At 33.8% G+C, this 13,098-nt stretch carries 13 protein-coding genes; 6 read left to right on the forward strand and 7 right to left on the reverse strand.

The window, feature by feature from the left end; genetic code table 11:
* Positions 1-2 precede the first annotated feature (2 nt).
* Both ACJVDH_RS00705 and ACJVDH_RS00710 read left to right on the forward strand, forming a co-directional pair.
* Positions 3-947 carry a glycosyltransferase family 2 protein gene (locus ACJVDH_RS00705; RefSeq protein ID WP_443945664.1) on the forward strand — a complete coding sequence of 315 codons (945 nt, stop codon included), beginning with the start codon at positions 3-5 and terminating at the stop codon, positions 945-947.
* 101 nt (positions 948-1,048) lie between these two features.
* Entirely contained in the window at positions 1,049-1,831 is a 783-nt protein-coding gene (locus tag ACJVDH_RS00710; RefSeq protein ID WP_443945665.1) for a glycosyltransferase family 2 protein, read from the forward strand.
* Here ACJVDH_RS00710 and ACJVDH_RS00715 read toward each other — a convergent pair.
* Both ACJVDH_RS00715 and ACJVDH_RS00720 read right to left on the reverse strand, forming a co-directional pair.
* Positions 1,806-2,708 carry a glycosyltransferase gene (locus tag ACJVDH_RS00715; RefSeq protein ID WP_443945666.1) on the reverse strand — a complete coding sequence of 301 codons (903 nt, stop codon included), beginning with the start codon at positions 2,706-2,708 and terminating at the stop codon, positions 1,806-1,808. The two genes, ACJVDH_RS00710 and ACJVDH_RS00715, sit on opposite strands and share 26 nt — an antisense overlap.
* Before the next feature lie 2 nt (positions 2,709-2,710).
* Positions 2,711-3,673 (reverse strand): glycosyltransferase family 2 protein, encoded by a 963-nt coding sequence (locus ACJVDH_RS00720; protein WP_443945667.1) that lies wholly within the window; start codon positions 3,671-3,673, stop codon positions 2,711-2,713.
* A 240-nt stretch (positions 3,674-3,913) separates the two neighbouring features.
* Here ACJVDH_RS00720 and glf point away from each other — a divergent pair, with 240 nt between their 5' ends.
* Entirely contained in the window at positions 3,914-5,032 is a 1,119-nt protein-coding gene (gene glf / locus ACJVDH_RS00725) for a UDP-galactopyranose mutase (protein WP_443945668.1), read from the forward strand.
* Positions 5,025-5,837 (forward strand): DUF4422 domain-containing protein, encoded by an 813-nt coding sequence (locus ACJVDH_RS00730; RefSeq protein WP_443945669.1) that lies wholly within the window; start codon positions 5,025-5,027, stop codon positions 5,835-5,837. Before glf ends, ACJVDH_RS00730 begins: the two co-directional genes overlap by 8 nt.
* Here ACJVDH_RS00730 and ACJVDH_RS00735 read toward each other — a convergent pair.
* A complete protein-coding gene (locus tag ACJVDH_RS00735; protein ID WP_443945670.1) occupies positions 5,834-6,994 on the reverse strand; it encodes an acyltransferase family protein in 1,161 nt (386 codons plus the stop codon). The genes ACJVDH_RS00730 and ACJVDH_RS00735 overlap by 4 nt on opposite strands.
* A gap of 56 nt (positions 6,995-7,050) precedes the next feature.
* On the reverse strand, positions 7,051-8,535 hold the full coding sequence (locus ACJVDH_RS00740) for an MAC/perforin domain-containing protein (RefSeq protein ID WP_443945671.1): 1,485 nt from the start codon (positions 8,533-8,535) through the stop codon (positions 7,051-7,053).
* A gap of 230 nt (positions 8,536-8,765) precedes the next feature.
* On the opposite strand from ACJVDH_RS00740, the gene ACJVDH_RS00745 reads away from it, so the two are divergent.
* Complete coding sequence (locus ACJVDH_RS00745; RefSeq protein ID WP_443945672.1) at positions 8,766-9,038, forward strand: helix-turn-helix transcriptional regulator; 273 nt, start codon at positions 8,766-8,768, stop codon at positions 9,036-9,038.
* Positions 9,039-9,079: 41 nt separating this feature from the next.
* On the opposite strand, the gene ACJVDH_RS00750 is transcribed toward ACJVDH_RS00745, so the two are convergent.
* Entirely contained in the window at positions 9,080-9,280 is a 201-nt protein-coding gene (locus ACJVDH_RS00750) for a hypothetical protein (protein ID WP_443945673.1), read from the reverse strand.
* A 327-nt stretch (positions 9,281-9,607) separates the two neighbouring features.
* Complete coding sequence (locus ACJVDH_RS00755; protein ID WP_443945674.1) at positions 9,608-11,095, reverse strand: MAC/perforin domain-containing protein; 1,488 nt, start codon at positions 11,093-11,095, stop codon at positions 9,608-9,610.
* Between the two features lie 218 nt (positions 11,096-11,313).
* Here ACJVDH_RS00755 and ACJVDH_RS00760 point away from each other — a divergent pair, with 218 nt between their 5' ends.
* Positions 11,314-11,526 (forward strand): helix-turn-helix transcriptional regulator, encoded by a 213-nt coding sequence (locus ACJVDH_RS00760; protein ID WP_443945675.1) that lies wholly within the window; start codon positions 11,314-11,316, stop codon positions 11,524-11,526.
* A gap of 69 nt (positions 11,527-11,595) precedes the next feature.
* Here the strand turns inward: ACJVDH_RS00760 and ACJVDH_RS00765 are convergent, their stop codons facing one another.
* Entirely contained in the window at positions 11,596-12,996 is a 1,401-nt protein-coding gene (locus tag ACJVDH_RS00765) for an MAC/perforin domain-containing protein (RefSeq protein WP_443945676.1), read from the reverse strand.
* Between the last annotated feature and the right edge of the window lie 102 nt (positions 12,997-13,098).

Consider the following 13,098-nt stretch of genomic DNA (forward strand, 5'->3'; position numbering starts at 1 on the left):
AAATGGAAGATAATAAGGTTTCAATAATTATACCCACTTTCAATTATGGACACCTAATTGCTGAAACTCTAAATTATTTACAAGATCAAACTTACCAGTTTTGGGAAGCAATAATTATAGACGATGGTTCGACCGATAATACAGAAGAAGTCGTTAATTCATTTGTAAAAAATGATAAGCGATTCATTTATATTAAAAAAGAAAATCAAGGCGTTTCCGCTGCAAGAAATTCCGGCTTAGCGTTAGCAAGTGGTGAATATATTCAGTTTCTGGATGCAGATGACCTCATTTCAGCAGACAAGATTGGTCTTCAGGTAGAATTTCTTCGAACTCATCTGGAAGTAGATATTAGTACAACATCCACCAAATTTTTTCATCAAAACAATCTTCAAATTCTTTATACGGATTTTGGTCTTACGAATAAAACTTCAATGCCAATTGTTGATGGAATTGGTTATCCCATTATCGAAAGCTTAATACAACGAAATCTACTTGTAATTCAAAGTCCACTTTTCAGGAAAAATATCTTGAATATTATTGGTTATTTTGCTGATGGAATGAATTATTTGGAAGATTGGGATTTTTGGTTTAGAGCTGCGCTACAAAACATGCGTTTTAGCTATTTAAAAGATGAGTTAGCTTATGGCTTGGTCCGTATTCATAATGCAAGTGCCACACAGCAGTCGTCTAAAATTATTCGGGCGGAAATTTTTCTGCGGGATCGCATTGGAAAACATCTTTTAAGTTCAGGTTTAAAAAAGGAACAAAAAGAAAAACTGATTATAAAAAACAAATTTGAACGGATTAACAGTTACAAAAAAATAATGGCGCAAATACCTTTGCGCGATTTAAAAACATTCAAGGGTATCTTTGAAGAAATAGATGATGCGCCCATTTTTTTTAAAGCTTTTTTTAAGGCCCTAAACCTTAAAAGAAAGTTTAAATAATTAGGCTTGCTAAACTTGTAAGTATTGTTAATGAAATACTTCGTATTGAAATTAATATTTTTGTACATAGCCTTAAATTGTCAAAACAATAATTCAAATTCATGACGACTACAAAAACTCCCATAAAAATTGACATCATAATTCTGAGTTTTGCGAAAGATGATTTACTGAAAAATATGACTGAGCAAACTGTCCGATCTATATTAAATTCCGAACATCCAAGTAAAATTCATTTCAATATTATTATAATAGAATCGAATGACAGCCTAAGTCCATTTCAGTACGAGGGCACCAAGACCATTTATCCTAACACCAAATTTGGATATCATAAGTTCATGAATATCGGGATTAATCTAACAGAAAATCAGTACATATGTATTTGTAATAATGATTTGTTGTTCGAGCCACATTGGGCTACACAAATTTTAAATGCGTTTGAGGATGATAACACACTTGTTAGTGCTAGCCCCATATGTTCAATACATCATCCTAAGGTAGGTATTTCAGTAAATAGCGGCATTCGTATCGGCTATGAGGTAAGAAAAGAAATAGCTGGTTGGTGCTTATTTTTTAAGCGAACCATGCTCCAAAAAACAGGTTTGTTAGACGAGAAATTTACCTTTTGGTATGCGGATAATGATTACGCAAGTACACTTGAAAAGCACAATTTGAAACATGCGCTGGTAACCACTTCAGTAGTCAATCATCTTGAGAGTAAGACCCTGGCAACTTTTGAGTTGGATGAACAAATGAAAATGACAACAAGGGAGCGGTTCTATTATGAATATAAGTGGAAAAAAAGAGGATATTTTTCTTACTTGAATCGATTATTTAAAGCTAAGAGAGAAAGAAATAAACTTATGAAGAAATTGCGCGGCGCTTAAGCACAAATTTCAATACACGATAAAGCAACTTATAGTAGAGTTTTTTCGTCATTATTGGAGAAGCCTTACTGTTCTGAATCACGTTGTACATTTCCTTTATTGTAAAACCCTCATTCCACATTCTTCTGAAATTTGTTTTAAAACCTCGCTTTTCTCCATTTAAAATTTTCGAATCACTCAACATGCACAAATTAATTGGTAAGTAATTGTTCCATTTTGCATGAACTTTAAGAATTTCGTTAAGCCACATTTTGTTAAAATTACCTTCAGAAAAATGTTCTACGAGTATTTCGAGCGTTACCCCAACTTTATAATTTTGCTTAATACCCAAGGCAAAATCTAAGTCATACCCATGAAAGCCTTTAAGTAGCGTAGCATCAAAGGGATAAGAATTGTACGCTTGTTTCGTGCAGCACATCCAAACTCCATCAATGCATACAACTTCTGCGAGCTTAGTATGAGTCGGATTTGAATAGTCTAACGACGCTTGTCGATCCTTGAATTTATAGTTCTGTAAAATATTATAATATATAATTTCTGGTGCATCCATTTCATAACAATGCCAGCCAGAAGGAGCAAGTGATTTATACTGACTACCAGCAATTCCAATTAATCCCAATTTTTTATCCGTATTAAAGATATTTAGCACAATTTCACCCCAATTAGGGGTATGGATGATAATATCTTCGTGCATAAAACACAAAACATCATATTTAGCTTTCGATGCTCCGCGATTGTAGATATCGCAAAGACCAAGTTTTCCTTCGCTATTGTCGAAACTAATAATCTCAAAGGGAATGCCAATGGTCGTGCTTAGGTTTTTTTCTACTTGTGCCAAATGATCTGCTCTTACAGATGCTATAATTACTGAAATCATATTTAATTAAAACCTAAAGCCTTTTGCTTACATTTAAGCAGATCACTAAAGTATTTTTTAACAAATTTATACCGAGTTAAACTGATACCTTTTCGTTTTTTGTGTAATGGAAATAAGATATTATAATTATAATACAAAAACACCAAAAGCCAAGTTTTTTCTAAAAAATTAGTTTTAAGGGAAAAAAGTGAAGTGAGGTTTTTTACGAAAATTTCTTCATTACTTTTTTTTAGGAAATGCTTAAAGTTTTCTAATTGTTGCGTAGAAGATTTATAATTCATCATAGAAATACCGAAGGGATCGGGATTGTGAGCATTGATCTCTTGTTGGATTACCGACCCTTGATGAATCCTATAATTGGTCAATGGTTTGTCCAGATATATGATTTCATTGTAATATGTTGCTATAAATCCCAACCACCAGTCATAATAGCCATGAGATGGAAAGGGGAGCGCCTTTTCCATAAGATGTCTCGATACTAATATTGAATGCCCAGTAACGTAGTTGTTAATAAGTAATGATTTATAGTCAAGCATGACAAATCGAGAAGTTTCAAGAAATAATTTGTCAGTTTGACCACCATTTTCATTCATCAGTCTAGAATTAGAAAAGATCAGGCCTTTGCTTCCAATATTGCCTAGCAGTTCTTCAATTTTATTGAGATCCCATACATCATCTTGGTCACATATGGAAATGTAATCGCCCTTCGATAAGCGAATTGCCTTTTCAAAATTTTTATTGAAACCAATAGTTTCAGTATTGAAATGAATTTGTATTAATGAATTTTTGAGAGCGAATTCCGAAATTATCTCTCGTGTACGGTCTGTGGATCCATCGTCAACAATTATAATTTCTATATTTTTGTAGGATTGATTCAATAAGCTATTTAATTGAGGCATCAAATATCTTTCACCATTATAGGTACACAACGCGATTGATATCAATGGACTATCTGAACTACTCATTAACACGAAATTAATAAATTATTTTAAAAGGGTTTTTTGAGTGTTATTTAACGATATACTTGAACTAATATTACTGAATTGTAGTGAGGAATTTAATCTATATACCAAGCTTTTTAGAAGTAAAAAATTAATAGTTTTGCAGGAATAAAAAAATAGCTTTTTGGCGCCTCAATTTATTTCAAAGCTTTAAAGTGTTCTGAGGTTACCTTTTTTAATTAAACGAAGTACAAGTAAATTTCAATGAAGGATATAAGTAAATATGATTACTTAATTGTTGGGTCTGGGCTTTTTGGTGCCACATTTGCGCATGAGATGACAAAATCTGGTAAACGATGTTTAGTTATAGATAAACGAGATCATTCTGGAGGAAATATACACTGTAAGTACATAGAACAAATTAATGTTCATTGGTATGGGGCACATATTTTCCATACAAATGATAAGTTTCTATGGGATTATGTAAATCAATTTGCTGAATTCAATCGATATACCAATTCTCCAATCGCCAATTACAAAGGAGAGATCTACAACCTTCCGTTTAATATGAATACGTTCTATAAATTATGGGGTACAAAATCACCAGAAGAGGCCAGGTCAGAAATTGCCAGACAAGTTGAACATCTTAAAATCAACGAACCTAAAAATCTTGAAGAACAGGCTTTGAAATTGGTTGGAACGGATATTTATGAAAAACTCATTAAACATTATACCGAAAAACAATGGGGGAAAAATGCAACAGAACTTCCAGCATTTATCATAAAGAGACTTCCCGTGAGGTTTACATACGACAATAATTATTTTAATGATAAATACCAAGGAATCCCGATTGGAGGATATAATAAAATTATCGACGGGTTATTGGCTGGTTGCGATGTAAAACTCAATGAGGATTTTTTCGAGAAGAAAGATTATTGGACGGCTTTTGCAGACAAGCTAGTGTTTACAGGAAAAATTGATGATTATTTCGATCGCTGTTTTGGTGTTTTGGAATACAGGAGCCTAGACTATGAAATTGAAATTCATGATGTTGAAAACTTTCAAGGAAATGCGGTGGTGAATTTTACAGATGCAGAAACCCCTTACACGCGTGTATACGAACACAAGCATTTTGAATTTGGGACGCAGCCTAAAACAGTAATTACTAGAGAGTATCCTTCAAAAAACCCGTCGAAGGGGGAGCCATATTATCCTGTGAATGATGGAAAGAACATGGCATTATTAAAAAAATATCAGCAGCTTGCAGCACAAGATAAAAATGTAATATTCGGTGGAAGATTAGCGGAGTATCGGTATTATGATATGCATCAAGTAATTGCCTCAGCGTTGACAAAGGCTAAATTAGAATTAAGCAGTGAATAAAGATTTAACAATTTTTTCAGTCTATCATAAAGAGTTTGATATTCCAGATAGTGAATTTATACAACCAATTCAGGTTGGGAAACTTTTTTCAGGAATTGATATGAGAATGCCTTCTGATGACGAAGGAGAAGACCACATCGCAAATAAAAATGAGACTTTTAGTGAACTCACTGCGATGTACTGGATTTGGAAAAATCTCGATCGGATAGAGACCAAGTTCATTGGTTTATGCCACTACCGAAGATATTTTACAATGACGCAGACTAGAATAAAACATAAGTTATTGTATAAAAAAGTTTCGCTGGATCCAAGGGATGTTTACTTGACTCCATTTAACGAAAATGAGTTAATATATGTCGGGACGCAAGACTTAAAGAAAGCGCTGCTAGATCAATTGACAAAAAACAGGATCATTGTACCCAAACCAGCCCATCTATATTTGGAACCCGGCTATCCGGCAAATGTAAAGATGCATTATATTTATTATCATATCAGAGAAGATTGGTATCTGATGCGTAGTGTTGTGACGAAAGGTGACCAAATTAAAGAGCAAGAATTTGATGCCTTTTTCGAGAATACGAATACGATGTGTTGCTATAATATGTTTGTCACAGATAAGCATACATTTGCAGAATACTGCACCTGGCTTTTCCCATTATTATTTGAATTAGAAGAAACTGTAAAATTAAGCCCTTATCCTTACCAGCGAAGAATATTTGGGTTCTTTTCCGAACGGTTATTTAATTACTTCATTTTCCTATTTAAAAAAGAAACAGCCGAGTTTCCAATCGTTTCATTTACTTAGCTTCCACCAACTACCCATTTTAACTTGGTTTTAATTAATAGCCGAGTAACCATGAACGCAATCAAATACACAACTAAAAAACGCAGTATAGAGTAAAGAATATTTTCAATTACAGAAAAAGTTGTGAAATTCCATTGCCCCCATTTAAAAATTTCAGGTAATAGTCTGATGATCAAAATCTGATGAATAAGGTATATTCCGAATGTGGTTTGTCTTGGTTTTAGGCCTTTGTCAATAAATTTTATACTGCCAATTTTTAATAGTAATAAAAACATGCTGAGAGAATAAAATATATTCGAAATTCTAAGCGTGTTGTATTGGTCAGTTGATCCATTTTTTGCCAAATAGATAACTTCCAGGCAAGAGAAAACAAAAAATACAATGTTTGTAATCAATATCCATGACCATTTCATATCTCTCGTAAACTGCATGATGCGCTCATAGTAACGGTTTAAATAAACACCAAGCCATAGGTAAAATACAAATCCAAATAAAGCAGCGGAATGATGCGTAACAAACCATTCATGGTAAAGGTTTAAGCTATAAATTAATGAAATACAAGCCAAAATTAGGCCAAACCATATTTTATATAAATACTTTTTGAACAGCAATAATATGCTAATGCAAATCAAAAAATTTAAAATAAACCAAAAACTGCTTTCGAAAAGGATGTATCGAAGTTGTTCAACAAAATATGCAACAGGATTTTTCCCTTCAAATAAGTCATCGCCAGATTTCATCTGAAGAACCCAGTTATGAATAAGATTTAAGATAATTAATATGGCAATCCAAAATAGCCAAGGCTTAATCGTGTTCTTGAATCTTCTACCGAGATATTGAAGTGGTGTATATTCAGTAAATTTATAATTAATTAAAAATCCACCAATTAAGAAGAATGCGATGGTAGCAAATTTCCAGAATTGCATTGCCATTACTTGTAGCCAAATATCGGATGTTTTAGTGTAATGCATTCCCCACAACACTGCAGAGTGTTCGTACACAATCCCGAACATAGAGATACATCTTATCGTGTCAACAAAATCAAAATTTTTCTTTAAAGGAGGTATAGGGGGTGCGGAGTTCATTAAATAAATAGGTTGATGCGCAAATATCAAAAAAAAAGAGTCTCGAAGATGTTCTTCGGACTCTTTTAACATTTTTGTATGTAAAATATTACAGGATGATATGTAGTGTTTTGCCACCTAATTTATTACTATTTAACTGCATAAAAAGCAATTCCTTCCTTCCTAAAGCTAGGGTCATTACCAATGAATGGCTTATCTTCTGGGGTAAAATAACGATCTCCGTTAATCGCGTTTCTATAAGCATAAACCGGAATTGCTTTAGCGTTAGGGGATGGAAAGGCATAAAATGCTATTCCTTCTCTTCTGAAATTGGGATCGTTGCCAATATAAGGTTTGTCTTCTGGCGTAAAATATCTATCCCTGTTTATTGGATTTCTATAGGCAAATACAGGTACTGCGCCTTCTGTAGGGTTAGAGAATGCATAAAAAGCTATTCCTTCTTTTTTAAAATTGGGATCATTGCCTATATAAGGTTTGTCTTCTGGTGTGAAATAACGATCCCCGTTTACAGCATTGCGATAGGCGAAAACTGGAACTTCTCCTAGCATTTTAATTTGTCTATCCTTGATATATTGTTCTACAGCGACTCTCACTTGCTCTTTCTTTACCGGATCTGAGATGAAATCGTAAATAGGAGCCATTCTTTCTATATCTACCAGCGCGCTATTGTTGACATTTACGCTTTGTTCCCATCCAGAGATATTTACATTTTCAGACGTATATCCATTTGAATCAAAAGAAACGCTTCTGCCTGAATTTGTACCTCCGAAAAATTTTAATCCAAAGCTTCTTTCTCTACTTTCGTTAAAAGCTTTTGTCATTTCATCAGTGGTTTTGCTAGAAGATATATTTATTCCAAATTTCTTAACAAAAAATCCAAGTGCGCCCTCTGATGTACTTACTTTTTTTTCCGTGGTAGTTTCACTTACAATTGATCCGTTAAAATCAAATGCTAACCTGCCTCCCAGACTAATATCTAATAAAACGTGCGTTCCATACATTGCGATTAATTCTTGAGGAGTTTTGGTGCTTATATTAGCAATAAACTCTGGAGTTAAATAGTTTTTCAGTAACTCAAGGCTTACATCTTCTGTTAGTTGAATTTTTTTAATTCGATATACTTCTTCGAAATGGGCGTACGAGAATTTGCTTTTGAAGTCATAAATACTTTGATTTTCTGATTTCGAAGTTAAAGATCCAGTGAAGTAAGAGTCTCCATCTGCCTTAGGTTCTTTTGTACCGCCGGTTACTGAAGCTGTAAACGATCTTTTTATATTTATGTCACGAAGGTAATCATATGCCGTTGCTCCATAATAATAATGCTGTGTACCTGCAGTGGAAGTAGGCGTATTGATTCTGTTGAAATAGTCTTGTCCAAACCGGGTCATGTCTATTATAGTAGATTTGGAAATACTTTCAAGGGCTAAATAGTCGCCGGTAACATCGTATCCATATCCTAATACATCCCATTTTCCGTCTCCGTGAATAGCTAAGTTGTTTTTGTTAGACGATAGTTTTCCATCTCCAATCTCATCGATCTTCTTACACGCACTTCCAAGTGCAGTTAATATTAACATCAGGTACAAAATGTTCTTTTTTAGATTTTTTTTCATGATTAGTTTTTTGTAAATCTTCGGAATAATGAAGTGAATAATGATAAGCAGGAATTATCATTATCTTTTAAATGATTGTATTATTATCTGTTATTATGATGCTTGAAAATGTTACAATAATATGGTCGATTATTTATTAGATTTGGTATATCCACATTGTCTGAAAAAACTATTTTAGTATACGTCAAGCGTGTGGAATACTATTTTCGATACCCATTAACGCCTCAATAATGATAGATATTGGAATTACCCTCAGAAAATATAGAGATAGGTTTGGTTATACCCAACAATATGTTGCCAATTGTTTGGATATTAGTCGTGTTACCTACCGTAAGTGGGAAAATAATGGTGTTGAGTTCTCGATAACTCAGTTACAGAAAATTTCAGAGATGTATGAGGTTTCTATTGACCAATTAATTAAAGAATCTTATACTGTGGTTGATTATCTTCAACAATTTACGAATAGCAAAGGAAAAACACTTACATCCGCAATTAGAACGTAGATTTTTTTCTTTAAATAATTTATTCAGTCACGGCGGTTACATTATTTTACGGTGTGTCCATAAGTATATGTAGGAGTAGTAATTCTATTCGGATAATCTGTATTAAATCTACTTACATCGATAATAGGTGCATCAAAAGTGTTAACTGTGGAATACAGTTCTCCCATAATGTCATATCCGTAACCCAACGCATCCCATATTCCATCTCCATGGAGAGTTAAGCTGCTACTGTTCGCAAACATTTTGTCGTCATCTGTTATTTCATTCTTCTTGTAGGCACTGAAAGTTATAGCAGAGACCAGTAATAAGGAAAAAAGTCTGATCATTAAAATTTTCTTGATGATTTCTTTTTCTCAAATGAAATCATAATGTCTTTTTATAATGCTTGCAGTTTCATAGCAACATGAACTATTTCAACAATGTTCATCAATCTTTGAGTAAGTAAATCGGCAAGTAGGTATTGTGGTGTTAAATTGAAAATGCTCCATAAACTGGAGCATTTAGGTATTTAGATCGATACATCAAAAAGTGATTCTTTTTTGCAAATTTGGATTAAAAAAACACTTTTCTTACTGTATCGCATAGAAGTTTACACCAAGGTAATTGAAACCATTTTGTTCGTAAGCATAATCATATCTATTAATCGTATATACATGATCGCCGCCTCCGGCTCCTGTATAAAAAACGTGAACAGGAAGAGACCCATTGAGTTGAGAAGGATAGGCATAAAAATTTACTCCCAGATATTTATATCCGTTCTGCTCGTAAGCATAGTCATATCTATTTATGGTATAAGTGTGATTTCTGCCTCTTTCGTTGTAAAATACGTGTACGGGCTGTGTACCTGGTTTTTGAGTGCTAAACGCGTAAAAGCTGATTCCAAAGTTTTGAAAGCCATTTTGTTCATAAGGATAATCATTTTTGTTTGCGGTGTACACGTGATTATTGTCTCTTGAGCTATAGAAACAATATACAGGTATTTCTCCTAGCATTTTAATTTGTCTATCCTTGATATATTGTTCTACAGCGACTCTCACTTGCTCTTTCTTTACCGGATCTGAGATGAAATCGTAAATAGGAGCCATTCTTTCTATATCTACCAGCGCGCTATTGTTGACATTTACGCTTTGTTCCCATCCAGAGATATTTACATTTTCAGACGTATATCCATTTGAATCAAAAGAAACGCTTCTGCCTGAATTTGTACCTCCGAAAAATTTTAATCCAAAGCTTCTTTCTCTACTTTCGTTAAAAGCTTTTGTCATTTCATCAGTGGTTTTGCTAGAAGATATATTTATTCCAAATTTTTTAACAAAAAATCCAAGTGCGCCCTCTGATGTACTTACTTTTTTTTCCGTGGTAGTTTCACTTACAATTGATCCGTTAAAATCAAATGCTAACCTGCCTCCCAGACTAATATCTAATAAAACGTGCGTTCCATACATTGCGATTAATTCTTGAGGAGTTTTGGTGCTTATATTAGCAATAAACTCTGGAGTTAAATAGTTTTTCAGTAACTCAAGGCTTACATCTTCTGTTAGTTGAATTTTTTTAATTCGATATACTTCTTCGAAATGGGCGTACGAGAATTTGCTTTTGAAGTCATAAATACTTTGATTTTCTGATTTCGAAGTTAAAGATCCAGTGAAGTAAGAGTCTCCATCTGCCTTAGGTTCTTTTGTACCGCCGGTTACTGAAGCTGTAAACGATCTTTTTATATTTATGTCACGAAGGTAATCATATGCCGTTGCTCCATAATAATAATGCTGTGTACCTGCAGTGGAAGTAGGCGTATTGATTCTGTTGAAATAGTCTTGTCCAAACCGGGTCATGTCTATTATAGTAGATTTGGAAATACTTTCAAGGGCTAAATAGTCGCCGGTAATATCGTATCCATATCCTAATACATCCCATTTTCCGTCTCCGTGAATAGCTAAGTTGTTTTTGTTAGACGATAGTTTTCCATCTCCAATCTCATCGATCTTCTTACACGCACTTCCAAGTGCAGTTAATATTAACATCAGGTACAAAATGTTCTTTTGTAGATTTTTTTTCATGATTAGTTTTTTTTGTAAAGAAAGCCACTAAAAATATCAACTCTGATAACTACAGATTGTCATATTTGTGGATGTTATATTGCTAATATTATGTTGATAAGTATTCTATTTCGCATTACAAATGATTTAATATTTTTGGTCATCCTTATTATCAATTCAATACCTTATAGTTGTATGCTTTTTATGTATAAAGTGTATGATAAAATTGCGCCCTCAAAATGTTAGATATAGGATTAACACTCAGAAAGTATAGGAATAAGTGCGGCTACTCACAACAATATGTAGCAAATGTTATCGGAATTAGTAGAGTTGCCTATCGGAAATGGGAAGATAATCAAGTTGATTTTGCACTTTCTCAGTTGAGAAAAGTTTCGGAATTATATGAACTATCTCTTCAGGATATCATCAGCGATGCGCATAAAGCACGATAATAACTTAAAAAAGTCCCGAACATTTCGTTGCGGGACTTAAAATTTAGTAAAATATCTTAAAAAATTAGGTTACATTGTCATATCTCCACCAATGGTATAACCGGCAATGCTATTTACATTTTGTATGATGTTCCAGTTGAAGTGATATCTTTCTTTTATAGTCATATTCGGTATTCGTCTTAATACATTAAGCTCTCTAAAATATACGATTCCGCTGGGCGAATTGTTGATCAATCCATTACTTGGACTAATGGGTGTACCCATTGGATACGTTGCCATTTGCGCAGCACTATAGTGGCTTAGCATAGATTCTTTGAATTCAAATAAACCATAAAGAATACTTTGGTTTTGGATATATCTTAATTTACCGTCCATAACGATATACACTTGCCCTGTGCTCTCATTTCTCATGAAAGTACCATTGGCAGGGGCAGAAACTTGTAGAACTGGTCGCTTGCTCGTTATGTAAGTTGCAACATACGCTTTTACCTCAGTACTTTTAGATTGATCTGCAATTAAATCATAAATTGGGATCATCCCGTTCGTAGAAATATCTATTAACTCAGCATTTTCAATTGTTGAACTGTTTTCCCATGCTGTGGTAGATATTGGAGGACTAGAAATAACATTAGTTTGGAGTGTACCAAACAGGCTAGCAGAGGGCTCACCGCCAATAGCTTTAAATGATAGCCATTGATTGGTATTCTCATTAATTTCTTGAGAACCTGAGCTCGTCCTTGTATCAATGCCAAATATACCAAGAATGTTGAACTTAACTCCGGTTGTAGCGGCTGAACGACGATCTGTTTTCGATGTTTCACCACGGTATAAGGCACTTAACTTTGCACCTAAAACGATATCGGTTAAAACGTGTGTTCCATATTGTTGAACGATATATTGTGCTGTTTTGGTTTGTAAGTCGTAGGCGAAGTCAGCATCCAAATAACTTCTTAAAAGTTGAATGTCTGCATTAAGCTTAACTCTTTTTTGTTGAAGCTTTAGGAAATAACTGCTGTATACATACTTTGAGGAAAAGGCATCTGCACCTCCATAATTGTTTGATACTGTCAGGGTAAACATCGGAGTTTTTTCGTTATTCTTATCTGGAACAGTAAGGGTGTTATCAAATTTGTTGGTTAGAGAATCCAGATAAGTAACTGCATTTTCTCCAGAGATAATTTCTTGAGTTTTTGTACTTGATTTGTCTTCCTCAACACGGGATGGGAAAGTACTCTTTAACAATTCTATATTGATGACCTTAAATTTGCCGGCACTGGAATTGGCATATTCACCGGTAGCATCGTAACCGTATCCGAGTAAGTCCCATTTTCCGTCGGATGCGGATGCAAGATTTTTGCCATTATTTTTTAATAACGAGCTTTCTAAGGTTTCGTTTTTCTTGCAAGCACTTAGTGCAGTACCGATTAGAAACGAATAACCTAATATTTTAACTTTAGTGTTAATTTTCATGATTATTTTTTTTGCAAAGAAAAGCTCAGAAAAGTCTTTAAATGATAAGCTATAGTTGTCAATTTTCAGAAATAACCCTAAAAAATACGATAAAAAGGGACT

This window comes from Pedobacter terrestris (genome assembly GCF_052343045.1).
Classification (GTDB): domain Bacteria; phylum Bacteroidota; class Bacteroidia; order Sphingobacteriales; family Sphingobacteriaceae; genus Pedobacter.